We start from the raw sequence: 14,838 nt of genomic DNA, 5'->3' as shown, positions 1-14,838 counted from the left end.
CTTCTGCTGTATACCCTTCAAAACGCAGCGAGGGGGGAGTACATTGTTCCGTGCTGACTTCCACGGCAGGGAGTGGCAATAATAGCGAAAAGGTTAAAGGTTCATGTCCCCTATCGAAAAATCCAGCAAGCTAGATAACGTCTGTTATGACATTCGAGGCCCGGTACTTAAAGAGGCGAAACGCCTTGAAGAGGAAGGTAATAAGGTTCTCAAACTCAACATTGGCAACCCTGCGCCGTTTGGTTTTGAAGCGCCGGATGAGATCCTGGTTGATGTGATCCGCAACCTGCCTACGGCACAAGGTTACTGCGATTCAAAAGGACTCTACTCTGCACGTAAAGCCATCATGCAGCATTATCAGGCGCGCGGCATGCGTGATGTGACCGTTGAAGACATCTATATTGGTAACGGCGTTTCTGAGCTGATCGTCCAGGCGATGCAGGCGCTGCTGAACAGCGGCGACGAAATGCTGGTACCGGCACCGGATTACCCGCTGTGGACGGCGGCTGTCTCTCTGTCCAGCGGCAAAGCGGTGCATTACCTGTGCGATGAGTCGTCTGACTGGTTCCCGGACCTCGACGATATCCGCGCCAAAATCACGCCGCGCACGCGCGGTATCGTGATCATCAACCCGAATAACCCGACGGGTGCCGTCTATTCCAGAGAGCTGCTGATGGAGATCGTTGAGATCGCCCGCCAGCATAACCTGATTATTTTTGCCGACGAAATCTACGACAAAATTCTTTATGACGCCGCACAGCATCACTCTATCGCCGCGCTGGCACCGGATTTGCTCACCGTCACCTTTAACGGTCTGTCAAAAACCTACCGCGTGGCCGGTTTCCGTCAGGGCTGGATGGTGCTTAACGGGCCGAAGAAACACGCGAAAGGCTATATCGAAGGGCTGGAGATGCTGGCGTCAATGCGCCTGTGCGCCAACGTTCCGGCGCAGCATGCGATCCAGACGGCGCTGGGTGGCTATCAGAGCATCAGTGAATTCATTGCCCCCGGTGGCCGTCTGTACGAACAGCGTAACCGCGCCTGGGAGCTGATTAACGATATTCCCGGAGTCTCCTGCGTGAAGCCTAACGGCGCGCTCTATATGTTCCCGAAAATTGACGCGAAGCGCTTTAATATTCACGACGACCAGAAAATGGTGCTCGATTTCCTGTTACAGGAGAAGGTGCTGCTGGTACAGGGTACCGCGTTTAACTGGCCGTGGCCGGATCACGTCCGTATCGTGACGCTGCCGCGCGAAGACGATCTTGAAATGGCGATCAGCCGCTTCGGGCGATTCCTGTCCGGCTATCATCAGTAATGTAGTCTGTCTGTCGGGTGGCGCGATGCTGACCCGGCAGACACAATCCGCAAATTTGCATCTTGCCTCCCCTCCCCCCACAATGAAGCCTGTCGCAGTGAAGACAAAAGGTAACCTATGAGTCAGAGTCATTTCTTTGCCCACCTCTCCCGCCTGAAACTCATCAACCGCTGGCCGCTGATGCGCAACGTGCGCACCGAGAATGTGTCCGAGCACAGCCTGCAGGTGGCGATGGTCGCTCATGCGCTGGCGGCCATTAAGAATCGTAAGTTCAACGGACGCGTGAATGCGGAACGTATCGCCCTGCTGGCGATGTATCACGACGCGTCAGAAGTCCTGACCGGGGATCTGCCTACGCCTGTGAAATATTTCAACTCGCAGATTGCCCAGGAATATAAAGCCATTGAGAAGATCGCCCAGCAAAAACTGATCGAGATGGTGCCGGAAGAGCTGCGCGATATCTTTGAGCCGCTGATCGACGAACACCAGTACACCGAAGAAGAGACGTCGCTGGTGAAGCAGGCTGATGCGCTGTGCGCTTATCTGAAATGTCTGGAAGAGCTGTCGGCTGGCAATAATGAGTTTTTACTGGCGAAAACGCGTCTGGAAAAAACCCTGGAATCCCGCCGCAGCGAAGAGATGGATTACTTTATGCAGGTGTTCGTACCGAGCTTCCATCTCTCCCTGGATGAAATCAGTCAGGATTCCCCCCTCTGACTTTTCGCCTGTTTTTTGCCGGGTAGCGGCTTCGCCTTACCCGGCCTACGTTTCTGGCCCCACGCTTAAAACGGGAACAGGACCGGGATCAACACCACGCATACCACCATCACCAGCACGGTGAATGGCACCCCAAGCTTCACAAAATCGCTAAATGTATAGTTCCCTGGCCCCAGCACCAGCGTGTTAACCGGTGATGAAACGGGCGTCATAAACGCAGCCGAGGCGGCCATCGCCACCATCATGGCAAACGGATAGGGGGAGACGCCCATAGACTTCGCCATCGCCAGCGCAATCGGCGCCATCAGCACCGCGGTCGCCGTGTTAGAGATAAATAACCCTATCGATGCACACATCACAAACAGGCAAACCAGCATCATATACGGGCTATAACCTCCGCCGATGTCCATCAGCCCTTTGACAACCAAATCCACCCCGCCCGTTTTTTGCAGCGCTAAGGCAAACGGCATCATTCCGACAATCAGGATAATGCTCGGCCAGTGAATGGCTTTATAAGCACTTTCGGCATCAATACAGCGAAATTTTCCCATCAGCAGGCAGGCAATAATCGCCGCCACCGGGTTGGGAATTTCATCGGTGAGCATCAAGGCTACCATCAGCACCAGGCAAAAGATGGCGTGCGGGGCCTGGCTGTGGGCGGGAGAGGCATCGCTCTCTTCGACGGGCATATTCAGCACCACGAAATCACGCCCCATCTGACCGAGCTGGCTAATCAGCTTCCAGTTACCGACCACCAGGAAGATATCCCCCAGCAGGATAGGCTCGTCCACCACCGCGCCTTCCATCGCCACGCCATCGCGCTTGAGGCCCACCACGTTAAGCCCGTAGCGGGTGCGGAATCCCATCTCGCGTACCGTTTTACCCAGCAGTTCCGATTCCGGAATCAAGGAGACTTCTGCCATCCCCACGTCCAGCGCCTGATCGGAGAAGTATTCCCCGCGTAGGACCATCGGTTCCAGCAGCTGTTCGCTGCAGAACTCTCGCAGGTCGACGTCAGCCGTGGACATATCAATGAGCAGCACGTCACGCGCGCGGAATTCCGATACCCCGTTGACGTTGACGATCACCCGGCGAAAGCGCCGCCAGCGCTCGACGCCGATGACGTTTGCCCCGTAGCGTTCGCGCAGCTTGAGATCGTCAAGCCGTTGGCCGATCAGCGGTGAACCGGGACGAATAGCCAGGCGACGTGCGCGTCCGGTTAAACGGTACTCTTTGATCAGGTCGCGAAACGTCCGCCGTTTCCAGCTCTCTTTGCTTTTATCGTGCTTCTCCCCTTTCAGGGCAAAGCGCGTCAGCAGCATATAGACGACGCCCAGCACCAGGATCACCAGCCCAAGCGGGGTGACGCTGAAAAAACTAAATCCCTGCAACCCTTCGCGGAGCAGTTCGCTGTTAACGACCAGGTTCGGCGGCGTGGCCACCAGCGTCATCATGCCGCTGATCAGCCCGGCAAAGCTCAGGGGCATCATCAGGCGCGACGGCGAGGTCTGCATCCGCATCGATACGCTGAGCACGACCGGAATAAAAATGGCGACCACGCCCGTTGAGCTCATGAACGCGCCCAGCCCGGCCACCGTCACCATCAGGTAGATCAGCATTTTGGTTTCGCTACTGCCCGCCACCTTTACCAGCCAGGCGCCCATGATGGTCGCCACGCCGGTGCGCACCAGGCCATCGCCGATGATAAACAGGGCAGCAATCAAAATAACGTTGGGATCGCTAAAACCGGAGAACGCCTCAGACAGCGTGAGCGTACCGCTCAGCACAAAGGCGACAATCACAAACAGGGCGACGGCATCCATGCGCACCTTGCCTGTCGCAAAGAGAATGATGGCGATTAAGAGCAGGCTGAGCACCCAAATCAGTTCACCGTTCACAACATATCCTTGTCAGTGGAAGAAGACGCGATTTTGCCATAAAAAAAGCCCCGACAATGCGGGGCTAAATCATAGGATTACATTTTCAGCGAGACGGTTACACTTCCATCCGGTGTCTTCGCGACGTTTAACGCGGCCAGGGAGTTAACCACATAGTCCGCCTCGTCCAGTCGGGGGGAGCCCGCCGGTACGTTAACGGCGATAACGTGGCTTCCGGCATTCAGCCCGGCTAAAACGCCCGCAGCAGCATCTTCCACCACCACGCACTCGGCTGGCGCAAGGCCCAGCATTTCAGCGCCGAGTAAAAAGGCATCCGGTTCAGGCTTGCCGCGCTTTACGCGTTCAGCCGTAATAAAGATCTCCGGCCTCGGCAGGCCCGCGGCCTGATGACGCGCGTGGGCAACGGGAACAGAGCCTGAGGTCACAATCGCCCAGGGGATCTGCGCTTCGTTGAGGTGTTCAAGCAGCTCGCGCGCGCCGGGCAAGGCGGTGATCCCGTCCGTGTCGTTGGCTTCGATCTGTTCGAGGTAGCGAAATTCCGCCTGGATCTCTTCCTCAGAACGCCCGGCCAGGAAGTGCCGCAATGAGGTAATGGCCTGTTTGCCATGGATGAAATTCAGTACGTCCTGATGGTCGATGCCGTGCCTGTCGGCCCAGTGGCACCATGAACGCTCCACTACCGGCAGCGAATCTACCAGCGTACCGTCCAGATCAAACAGAAAACCTTTACACTGCACACGCACCTCCGTCAGGCATTAATGATTTGTTGAATTTCGTTGCTGCTCAAATGGTACTGGCGCGGGCAGGAGTGCCATACGCTCAGCATACGTTGGTATTTATCCCACATTGGGGTCTGGGCGTTAAAGCCATGCGTACCCGCATCAAAATGGGTGTAACGCCCTTCGGTATTCACCATAAAGCGTACATAGCTGAGATAGCGCGCTTCCGTCGCGGCATCGAACCCGAGGAAGGTCACGCGGCGTTCGTCGATGGACTCACGGTCTTTCAGGTTGGTCCAGGAAACATGCAGCGCGTGATACATCTCCATAATGTCGATCACGAGGCGGCAGGTTTCTTCTTTTAGCTCGCCGAACTCGCGGTCCAGCTCGCGCATCTGCAGGCCAAACCCGCGTTCGACAATGGTCTGTAAGCGGCTGTAGCGCTCAGCGTTGTCGGGATCAAGCATAGTCATCATCTTGTACTGGTTAGACAAAATCAGACGTTGAGCATGGGTCATTTCCATCTTTCGACTCCTGTAGCGCATGGCACTTGAAAAAAAAGACACGGTAACGTTTGTCACTGTGCCTTCTTTTCGTCGTCGTTTCGATGATCAATCACAAGTCATCGAGGAATGTTTTATCAAGTTGTTTGAAAGCCCGCTTAAGGGTATCGGCCAGCGCCTGATAATCTGGCTTGCCTTCGACGGGTGCCAGCGCCTGCCCGGCCTCTTCAAGTTTTCCACGGACTTCATAAAACCAGTGTAAAATTGTAGGCGGGAGCGGCGTAATGGATCGTTTACCGAGCCACCACAGCCCCTGCATCGGCAGACTCAGCGCGAAAAGCGCCGTGGCAACGGCCGGACCGAGCTGGCCGCCGAGCGCAATTTGCCAGCACAGGGTAAAGATGGCGACGGGCGGCATAAAGCGAATCGCGTAGCGCGTGGCGCGGATTGTACGATTCTCAATAAACATTGGCGCAAGGCGCTTTTCCATTGGCCACGTCTTTGCGTAATGCTGCCCCCGGCGAAACAGACTGAAGAAGTTCACGGATGGGATTTCGGGTGTCGACATGGCTTTACCTCAACTTCACGTATAAAAATTAAAATTTTTGTGCAAAACCACAACAGGCTATGACAACGTTCAAAATATTTTGTCATCGCTACCCAGTATCAGGTATTCTGTGCCAGCCTGATGCGGCCTTAGACGAGAAACATTAACTCGTCAAATTATCGCATATTATGCCATTGCCTGAAAAATGTTCAAAATGGCATAAAATCATATGTATTTCTTCCGTCATGCCAGAATGTTCGTTTGGCATGATGTTAATCATAAATGTCTGGGTCAGCATGCGTTACGCTTTTAGACTCACTGACGTTTTTTTAGCCACGTATCAATAATAGGTACTTCCATGTCGAGTAAGTTAGTACTGGTTCTGAACTGCGGTAGTTCTTCCCTCAAATTTGCCATCATCGATGCGCTGAACGGTGAAGAATACCTCTCTGGTTTGTCCGAATGTTTCCATCTGCCTGAAGCACGTATCAAGTGGAAGATGGACGGCAACAAACAAGAAGCGGCTTTAGGTGCAGGCGCCGCTCACAGTGAAGCGCTGAACTTTATCGTTAACACTATTCTGGCACAAAAACCAGAACTGTCTGCTCAGCTGACCGCGATTGGTCACCGTATCGTCCACGGCGGCGAAAAATACACCAAATCCGTGATCATTGACGACACCGTAATCCAGGGTATCAAAGATGCTGCGCCGTTTGCGCCACTGCACAACCCTGCTCACCTGATCGGTATCACTGAAGCGCTGAAATCCTTCCCGAATCTGAAAGACAAGAACGTTGCCGTGTTCGACACCGCGTTCCATCAGACCATGCCGGAAGAGTCTTACCTCTACGCTCTGCCGTACAACCTGTATAAAGAGCACGGCGTACGTCGCTACGGCTTCCACGGTACCAGCCACTACTATGTGACGCAGGAAGCCGCGAAAGTCCTGAACAAGCCGGTTGAAGAGCTGAACATCATCACCTGCCACCTGGGTAACGGTGGTTCCGTTTCGGCTATCCGCAACGGTGAATGTGTTGATACCTCTATGGGTCTGACCCCGCTGGAAGGTCTGGTGATGGGTACCCGTACCGGTGACATCGACCCGGCGATCATCTTCTTCCTGCACGACAACCTGGGCATGAGCGTTGATCAAATCAACAAAATGCTGACCAAAGAGTCTGGCCTGCTGGGTCTGACCGAAGTCACCAGCGACTGCCGTTACGTTGAAGACAACTACGACGCGAAAGAAGACGCTAAACGTGCAATGGACGTTTACTGCCACCGTCTGGCGAAATACATCGGCTCCTACACTGCGCTGATGGACGGTCGTCTGGACGCGGTTATCTTCACCGGTGGTATCGGTGAAAACGCGGCAATGGTGCGTGAACTGTCCCTGGGTAAACTGGGCGTTCTGGGCTTCGAAGTTGATCACGAGCGTAACCTGGCTGCCCGCTTCGGTAAGTCTGGCTTCATCAACAAAGAAGGTACCCGTCCTGCTATCGTTATCCCAACTAACGAAGAGCTGGTCATTGCGCAAGACGCGCATCGCCTGACTGCCTGATTCCACACCGCCAGCCATGCTGGCGGTGCTGTTTTGTAGCCCGCCAAACGTCGGCGGTAACGAAAGAGGATAAACCGTGTCCCGTACTATTATGCTGATCCCTACCGGAACCAGCGTCGGCCTGACCAGCGTCAGCCTTGGCGTGATCCGTGCTATGGAACGCAAAGGCGTTCGTCTGAGCGTCTTTAAACCTATCGCCCAGCCTCGTGCCGGTGGCGATGCGCCAGACCAGACCACCTCCATCGTGCGTAAAAACTCCAATCTTCCAGCGGCTGAACCGCTGAAGATGAGCCACGTTGAGTCTCTGCTCTCCAGCAACCAGAAAGACGTGCTGATGGAAGAGATCATTGCCAACTACCACGCGAACGCGCAGGACGCTGAAGTGGTGCTGGTTGAAGGCCTGGTCCCGACCCGCAAACACCAGTTTGCCCAGTCGCTGAACTTCGAAATTGCCAAAACGCTGAACGCTGAGATCGTCTTCGTGATGTCTCAGGGCACCGACACCCAGGAACAGCTGAAAGAGCGTATCGAACTGACGCGCAGCAGCTTCGGCGGCGCAAAAAACAGCAACATCACCGGCGTTATCGTTAACAAACTGAACGCCCCGGTTGATGAGCAGGGCCGTACTCGCCCTGACCTGTCCGAGATCTTCGACGACTCCTCCAAAGCGAAAGTGGTTAAAGTTGATCCGGCTACGCTGCAGAACTCCAGCCCGCTGCCGGTGCTGGGCGTAGTGCCGTGGAGCTTTGATCTGATTGCGACCCGTGCAATCGACATGGCGCGTCACCTGAACGCAACCGTGATCAACGAAGGCGACATCAATACCCGCCGCGTGAAGTCCGTGACCTTCTGTGCGCGTAGCATTCCGCACATGCTGGAACACTTCCGTGCAGGTTCCCTGCTGGTGACCTCTGCAGACCGTCCGGACGTGCTGGTTGCTGCCTGTCTGGCCGCGATGAACGGCGTTGAAATTGGCGCTATCCTGCTGACCGGTGCATACGAAATGGACCCACGCGTGAGCAAGCTGTGCGAACGCGCCTTTGCTACTGGCCTGCCGGTATTTATGGTCAACACCAACACCTGGCAGACCTCCCTGAGCCTGCAGAGCTTCAACCTCGAAGTGCCGGTTGATGACCACGAGCGCATCGAGAAAGTTCAGGAATACGTCGCAAGCTACATCAACGCAGACTGGATCGAATCCCTGACCGCGACCTCCGAGCGCAGCCGTCGTCTGTCTCCGCCAGCCTTCCGCTACCAGCTGACCGAGCTGGCACGCAAAGCAGGCAAACGCGTGGTTCTGCCAGAAGGCGACGAACCACGTACCGTGAAAGCGGCTGCTATCTGTGCCGAACGCGGCATCGCGACCTGTGTGCTGCTGGGTAACCCAGACGAAATCAACCGCGTTGCGGCGTCTCAGGGCGTTGAGCTGGGTGCTGGCATCGAAATCGTTGACCCGGAAGTGGTTCGCGAAAGCTACGTTGCCCGTCTGGTTGAGCTGCGTAAGAGCAAAGGCATGACCGAAGCCGTTGCGCGCGAGCAGCTGGAAGACAACGTGGTGCTGGGTACGCTGATGCTTGAGCAGGATGAAGTTGACGGTCTGGTTTCCGGTGCGGTTCACACCACCGCCAACACCATCCGTCCACCGCTGCAGCTGATCAAAACCGCACCAGGCAGCTCTCTGGTCTCTTCCGTGTTCTTCATGCTGCTGCCTGAACAGGTTTATGTTTACGGCGACTGTGCGATCAACCCGGACCCAACCGCAGAGCAGCTGGCAGAAATCGCTATCCAGTCCGCAGACTCCGCGATTGCCTTCGGTATCGAACCACGCGTTGCGATGCTCTCCTACTCCACCGGCACCTCTGGTGCAGGTAGCGACGTAGAGAAAGTGCGTGAAGCCACCCGTCTGGCGCAGGAAAAACGTCCTGACCTGATGATCGACGGCCCGCTGCAGTACGATGCGGCCGTGATGGCTGACGTGGCGAAATCCAAAGCGCCGAACTCGCCGGTTGCAGGTCGCGCTACCGTGTTCATCTTCCCGGATCTGAACACCGGTAACACCACCTACAAAGCGGTACAGCGTTCTGCAGACCTGATCTCCATCGGGCCGATGCTGCAAGGCATGCGCAAGCCTGTGAACGACCTCTCCCGTGGTGCGCTGGTAGACGATATCGTCTACACCATCGCGCTGACGGCGATTCAGTCTTCGCAGCAGCAGTAGTAAGCTTAAGGTCTTGCCGGATGGCGCTTCGCTTATCCGGCCTACAGGACCGTAAGCCCGGTAAGCGCCAGCGCCACCGGGCAACAAAAAGGCGACCTCACGGTCGCCTTTTTTATTTACAGCAACTCTCGCGCCGCCGACACAATGTCATGCGCCGTCAGGCCATACTCCTTCTGCAGAAAGTCCTGCGTCCCCACCTGGCCGTAACGCTCCTTCACCCCCACCCGCCGCATCGGTACCGGGCAGGTTTCCACCAGCACTTCGGCCACCGCCGATCCCAGCCCGTTATGAATACTGTGGTTTTCACAGGTCACGATGCGCCCGGTTTTTTCGGCGTAGTTTTTCACCAGCATCCGGTCGATGGGCTTGAGGGTGAACATGTCTATCACCGCCGCGCTCACGCCCTCCTGCTCCAGCTGGCGCGCCGCCTCCAGCGCTTCTGCAACCATAATGCCGTTGGCGATCAGGGTAATATCGCTCCCCTCGCGCAGCACGTTGCCTTTGCCAAGGGTAAAGGTTGACCCCGGGGCATACACGCTCGGTGCCTGCTTGCGAATGGTGCGCACCCAGTAGAACCCCTCAAGGTCGATAAGCTGGCGCAGCACATCCTCAAACATCACCGCGTCGGTCACCTCCAGCACCACCGAATGGGCCAGACCACGCACGATGCCCATATCCTCAAACGACATGTGCGTGCCGCCGTTGTGACAGGCGGTCACGCCCGCGTCCGAGGCGATAACCTTCACATTGTTGCGCTGGTAGTCCAGGGACATAAACAGCTGGTCGAAGCAGCGACGGCTGGCGAAGGCGGTAAACGTATGGACGAACGGCTTGCGCCCGGTCAGCGACAGCCCGGCGGCCGTCCCGATCACGTTCGCCTCCATAATGCCGCAGTTGATCACATGCCGGGGATAATCGCGCGCCACGCCGTCCATCGCCATGGAGCTCATCAGGTCGGCCTCCAGCGCGATGATCTCGCTTCCGGCTTCGATCTGTTTAGCGACAAAACCGGCGTAGACTTTGCGCATCTCGACGGCATCTTTCTGTCCTGCGGGTGCAATCTTAATCATGTGAAGCCTCCAGTTGGCGGATCGTCTCGTTAAGCGCCGCTTTGCTCTCCTCTGTTAAACGCAGGTGGTGCGAATTGCCGAGCTGCTCAAGATACGGCACCCCCTGCCCTTTAATGCTGTCGAGGATCACCACCCGCGGGCGCGCATTGGCCTCCGGCACCCGTGATGTAACCTCCAGCAGCGTCGGGATGTCGTCGCCTTTCACCGTCACCACGTCATACCCGAAGGCGCGGAATTTGCCTTCAAGGTCAAACGCGCAGATGATTTCATCCAGCTCACCGTCAAGCTGCTGCTTGTTCCAGTCCACAAATATCGTCAGGTTGTTCAGGCGATGGTGGGCAATAAACTGGAACGCCTCCCAGCACTGGCCTTCATTAAGTTCACCATCGCCAACAATGCAGAAGACCCGGTTTGGCCTGCCCGCCAGCTTGTGCGACAGCGCCATGCCGCCGGCAATGGAGACCCCTTGTCCCAGCGAGCCGGTGGTGGCATCGACGCCGCGCGTTTTCAGGCGGTCCGGGTGGCTGGGCAAACGCGTCCCGTTGTGGTTCAGCGTGCTCAGCTCTTCTATCGGGAAGTAGCCCTTAATCGCCAGAGTGCTATACAGCGCCGGGCCAGCATGGCCTTTCGACAGCACAAAATAGTCGCGCTCGGGCCAGTCCGGGTCGGCCGGGTCGATCTTCATCACTGCGCCGTACAGCACGGCCAGCGTTTCGACGACCGACATGCTGCCGCCGTAGTGCCCAAAACCGAGCTGCGTCAGCGCCTTCAGGGTTTCGAGGCGGATATCACGCGCCAGTTGGGTGACTTCTTTCACATTCATGATTTAGCTCCGGTATTTTCCTGCGCGCTCTCGCCCGCAGTTTTGTTTTTAGCGAACACGTTGTACGCCACCAGCAGAGCAAACAACGCAACCACAAGTCCGGTGATGGCAAGCGGCGACAGGAAGCGCGCCAGATTGCCCAGCACAATACCGACCGCGCCGAAATCAGCGTCGGAGAAGGTGGTGTTGGCAAAGCCGATAGCGCCCAGCACCGGCAACAGCAGCACCGGCAGGAAAGTGATGAGCAGACCATTGGCAAACGCGCCGATCATCGCTCCGCGACGCCCGCCCGTGGCGTTACCAAACACGCCTGCGGTTGCGCCGGTGAAGAAGTGCGGCACCACGCCCGGCAGGATCAGCACCCAGCTGAACTGGCCGCAGATGAACAACCCGACCAGGCCGCCGAGGAAGCTAAACAGAAAACCAATCAGTACCGCGTTGGGCGCATAGGGGTAAACTACCGGACAGTCCAGCGCGGGACGCGCATTAGGCACCAGTTTTTCGGAGAAGCCGGTAAAGGCCGGCACGATTTCCGCCAGAATCAGACGCACGCCCTGCAGGATGATAAATACCCCGGCAGCGAAGGTGATCGCCATGATGATGGCGTAGACCAGATAGTTCTGGCCGCCGCTGAAGGTGCCCTCAACGTACTCACGACCAGCGCTTACCGCCATGATCAGGTAGATAATCATCATGGTCAGCGAGATGGAGATCGAACTGTCGCGCAGGAAGCTGAGGTTTTTCGGCAGGTTCATCTCTTCCGTCGAGCGCGAGCCTTTGCCGAAGCGGCTGCCAATCCAGCCGGACAACACATATCCCAGCGTGCCGAAGTGGCCGAACGCGATATCATCGGTACCGGTAATCCGCTTCATATAACGCTGGGCGATCGCCGGGAAGAAGGCCATGACCAGGCCGAGGATCAACGAGCCGGTAAAGACCAGCCCCACGCCCTCGAAGCCCGCCACCGTCAGGATCACGCCAATCATGCACGCCATATAGAAAGTGTGGTGTCCGGTCAGGAAGATGTATTTCAGACGGGTAAAGCGGGCAACAATAATATTTGCCACCATCCCGAAGGCCATAATCAGCGCGGTAGAGGCACCGTATTTTTCCAGCGCGATAGAAACAATCGCTTCATTGTTTGGAATAATGCCCTGAATGGTAAAGGCGTGCTCAAACATCCCGCCTAAAGGATTTAACGATCCCACCAGCACGGTGGCCCCACCGCCCAGCACAATAAAACCCAGAATGGTTTTAATTGTCCCTTTGACGACGTCAGAAAAGGCTTTTTTCTGCGCAACCAGACCAATTAACGCAATTAATCCCACCAGCACAGAAGGGACTTTTAAAATATCAACAACGAAATTCAGCGTTTCAAGGATAAACATATCCACCTCGCCTAATCAGGATTATTGTCTGTCGAACCAGGCGCGCAGCTGCGCTTCGAGTTCGTTGATATCGATGATGTTGTTGATCACCACCAGCTGGCTTTCCGGCACGCTGGCGCTGGCCGCGATATCCTTTGCCATCACAAAGAGATCGGCCGCCCCCGGCGTAGCGGAAGAGAGATCGGAGTGCTCTACCTCCGCGTCGATCTCCAGTTTTTTAAGGACTTTTTTAATATTCATTTCGACCATGAAACTGCTGCCCAGGCCAGAACCGCAAATAGCCATGATTTTCATTGTTAGCCCCTTTTTTGGTGTAGAGTACGCCCCATCACGCTGGTGCGTAATGTTGTGAAGAATCGGATGAAATCAGTAAATCAGAAGCGGTCGACGATAATTTTTATCTCCTCCAGCGTATTCGCCCGGTGTAATTTGGCCATGTCATCCTCGCTGGAAAATAATTCAGCCAGCGCGGAGAGTGCGTCGATATGGCTATTTTTGTCCGGTGCCGCCAGCATCACTATCACATCAACCGGGTCGAATTCTCCCGCGCCGAATGAGACGCCCTGATTCAGCTTTAATAATGACAGCCCCAGCCCGTTAGCCCCTTCCTCTGGCCGCGCATGCGGCATCGCCAGTCCTGGTGCCAACACATAGTACGGCCCTAAGGCGTGATGCTGCTCGATGATGGCCGTCACGTATGCTGGCGAAATCACCTGCTGCTCCAGCAGCGGTTGCGCGCACAGCGCCAGCGCCTGCGACCAGCTGTCGACGCTATCCCTGAGCGTGATGGTTGTCTCGTTTAGCCACGTTTTGAGCATTTCTCCTCCCGCCATACCCCAAAAGATGAGCAAACTTTATTCAACGCCTGCGCTATTCGCTGCGATCGCGGTCACAAAGATAGCGCTACCAACGACGAACATGCAGAAGTGTGATAGCGCTATCAAATTGTAATCATCGGGTTAAATCACAGCAAAAAAAGGGATTTAAGGCGTATACTGCGTTTCACGTGAAGCGAAGGATGACAATAAGAACGCGTCTGGTCAGCAGGAAGGTGTATGTCTCTAACCCGAAAACGGCGCAGTACTGGTAAAGTGACACTTGCCGATGTCGCACAGCTTGCCGGTGTAGGCACAATGACCGTGTCCCGTGCGCTCCGCACGCCGGAGCAAGTTTCCGATAAACTGCGTGAAAAAATTGAAGCCGCTGTGCAGGAACTGGGTTATATGCCCAATCTCGCTGCCAGCGCGCTGGCATCGGCCTCGTCATGGACGATTGCGATGGTCGTTCCAAATCTTTCCGAAGCAGGCTGCTCGGAAATGTTCGCCGGGCTACAGCAGGTGCTGCAGCCTGCCGGATATCAAATCATGCTGGCGGAATCTCAGCACCGACTTGAGCAGGAAGAAAAATTGCTGGAAACGCTGCTGGCGTCGAACATTGCCGCGGCGATTTTACTGAGCGTCGAGCATAGCGACACCGTGCGCCACTGGCTGAAAAATGCCTCGATTCCGGTAATTGAGATAGGGGCCATGCGCGCCGATCCCATTGATATGAATATCGGGATTGATAACGTCGCCGCGATGTATGAGCTGACCGAAACGGTGATCCAGCGCGGTTACCAGAATATCGGCCTGCTGTGCGCTAACCAGGAGCAGTGGATTTTCCAGCAGCACCTGCAGGGCTGGTACAAGGCCATGCTTCGCCATCATATGTCGCCCAACCGGGTGATTAACGCCGCCATGCCGCCCGTCTTTTCCACGGGTGCGGCGCAGCTGCCGGAATTTCTGTTGGCGTGGCCGGAGCTGGATGCGCTGGTCTGCGTGTCGGACGAACTGGCCTGCGGTGCGCTCTACGAGTGTCAGCGTCGTCGCATCAAAGTACCGGATGATTTGGCCGTAGTAGGCTTTGGGGATAGCGACGTCAGCCGCGTCTGTCAGCCGCCGCTGACAACCATGGCGGTACCGCATCGGAAAATTGGTGTGGAAGCGGGGAAAGCCTTGCTGGAACGTCTGAATGACGGAGACTGGCGCGAGCATAAACCCATCGCGTCCAGTCTGTGTCTGCGGGAGAGTTGTTAAG

The 14,838-nt window shown here is 56.1% G+C and carries 14 protein-coding genes; 5 read left to right on the top strand and 9 right to left on the bottom strand.

The genetic code is table 11. From position 1 onward, the window contains the following. Positions 1 to 103 precede the first annotated feature (103 nt). Both alaA and yfbR read left to right on the top strand, forming a co-directional pair. Positions 104 to 1,318 (top strand): alanine transaminase AlaA, encoded by a 1,215-nt coding sequence (gene alaA, locus I6L58_RS19885; protein ID WP_006176518.1) that lies wholly within the window; start codon positions 104 to 106, stop codon positions 1,316 to 1,318. A 117-nt stretch (positions 1,319 to 1,435) separates the two neighbouring features. Beyond that, the gene (gene yfbR / locus I6L58_RS19880) at positions 1,436 to 2,035 is read left to right on the top strand and encodes a 5'-deoxynucleotidase (protein WP_058609873.1); all 600 of its coding nucleotides are present in this window, start codon (positions 1,436 to 1,438) and stop codon (positions 2,033 to 2,035) included. A gap of 65 nt (positions 2,036 to 2,100) precedes the next feature. Here the strand turns inward: yfbR and I6L58_RS19875 are convergent, their stop codons facing one another. From I6L58_RS19875 to yfbV, 4 genes are all read right to left on the bottom strand, one after another. Continuing rightward, positions 2,101 to 3,933 (bottom strand): SLC13 family permease, encoded by a 1,833-nt coding sequence (locus tag I6L58_RS19875; protein ID WP_088208006.1) that lies wholly within the window; start codon positions 3,931 to 3,933, stop codon positions 2,101 to 2,103. A 77-nt stretch (positions 3,934 to 4,010) separates the two neighbouring features. Further along, positions 4,011 to 4,670, bottom strand: a complete 660-nt coding sequence (locus I6L58_RS19870) for a sugar phosphatase (RefSeq protein ID WP_088208005.1) — start codon at positions 4,668 to 4,670, stop codon at positions 4,011 to 4,013. A gap of 11 nt (positions 4,671 to 4,681) precedes the next feature. Further along, positions 4,682 to 5,176, bottom strand: a complete 495-nt coding sequence (locus I6L58_RS19865; protein WP_006176522.1) for a YfbU family protein — start codon at positions 5,174 to 5,176, stop codon at positions 4,682 to 4,684. Positions 5,177 to 5,267: 91 nt separating this feature from the next. Next, positions 5,268 to 5,723: a terminus macrodomain insulation protein YfbV gene (gene yfbV / locus I6L58_RS19860; protein ID WP_006176523.1), complete on the bottom strand. Its 456-nt coding sequence runs from the start codon at positions 5,721 to 5,723 to the stop codon at positions 5,268 to 5,270. A gap of 337 nt (positions 5,724 to 6,060) precedes the next feature. Here yfbV and ackA point away from each other — a divergent pair, with 337 nt between their 5' ends. Together ackA and pta are read left to right on the top strand one after the other, a co-directional pair. Continuing rightward, positions 6,061 to 7,263 carry an acetate kinase gene (gene ackA / locus I6L58_RS19855; protein ID WP_006176525.1) on the top strand — a complete coding sequence of 401 codons (1,203 nt, stop codon included), beginning with the start codon at positions 6,061 to 6,063 and terminating at the stop codon, positions 7,261 to 7,263. 76 nt (positions 7,264 to 7,339) lie between these two features. Further along, positions 7,340 to 9,481, top strand: a complete 2,142-nt coding sequence (gene pta, locus I6L58_RS19850) for a phosphate acetyltransferase (protein ID WP_058609876.1) — start codon at positions 7,340 to 7,342, stop codon at positions 9,479 to 9,481. Between the two features lie 116 nt (positions 9,482 to 9,597). Here the strand turns inward: pta and I6L58_RS19845 are convergent, their stop codons facing one another. From I6L58_RS19845 to I6L58_RS19825, 5 genes are all read right to left on the bottom strand, one after another. Beyond that, positions 9,598 to 10,551 (bottom strand): transketolase family protein, encoded by a 954-nt coding sequence (locus tag I6L58_RS19845; protein WP_006176527.1) that lies wholly within the window; start codon positions 10,549 to 10,551, stop codon positions 9,598 to 9,600. Further along, on the bottom strand, positions 10,544 to 11,374 hold the full coding sequence (locus I6L58_RS19840) for a transketolase (protein WP_088208004.1): 831 nt from the start codon (positions 11,372 to 11,374) through the stop codon (positions 10,544 to 10,546). Before I6L58_RS19840 ends, I6L58_RS19845 begins: the two co-directional genes overlap by 8 nt. Beyond that, a complete protein-coding gene (locus I6L58_RS19835; protein ID WP_006176529.1) occupies positions 11,371 to 12,762 on the bottom strand; it encodes a PTS ascorbate transporter subunit IIC in 1,392 nt (463 codons plus the stop codon). Before I6L58_RS19835 ends, I6L58_RS19840 begins: the two co-directional genes overlap by 4 nt. Positions 12,763 to 12,783: 21 nt before the next feature. Further along, entirely contained in the window at positions 12,784 to 13,056 is a 273-nt protein-coding gene (locus I6L58_RS19830; protein WP_006176530.1) for a PTS sugar transporter subunit IIB, read from the bottom strand. 80 nt (positions 13,057 to 13,136) lie between these two features. Then, entirely contained in the window at positions 13,137 to 13,580 is a 444-nt protein-coding gene (locus I6L58_RS19825; protein ID WP_042320324.1) for a PTS sugar transporter subunit IIA, read from the bottom strand. Positions 13,581 to 13,817: 237 nt separating this feature from the next. On the opposite strand from I6L58_RS19825, the gene I6L58_RS19820 reads away from it, so the two are divergent. Beyond that, positions 13,818 to 14,837 (top strand): LacI family DNA-binding transcriptional regulator, encoded by a 1,020-nt coding sequence (locus I6L58_RS19820; protein ID WP_088208002.1) that lies wholly within the window; start codon positions 13,818 to 13,820, stop codon positions 14,835 to 14,837. The last annotated feature ends 1 nt before the right edge of the window (position 14,838 follow it).

Source organism: Enterobacter cancerogenus (genome assembly GCF_019047785.1).
Classification (GTDB): domain Bacteria; phylum Pseudomonadota; class Gammaproteobacteria; order Enterobacterales; family Enterobacteriaceae; genus Enterobacter; species Enterobacter cancerogenus.
Note: the sequence above shows the minus strand (reverse complement) of the source record. Positions and strands in the feature narration are given on the sequence as shown.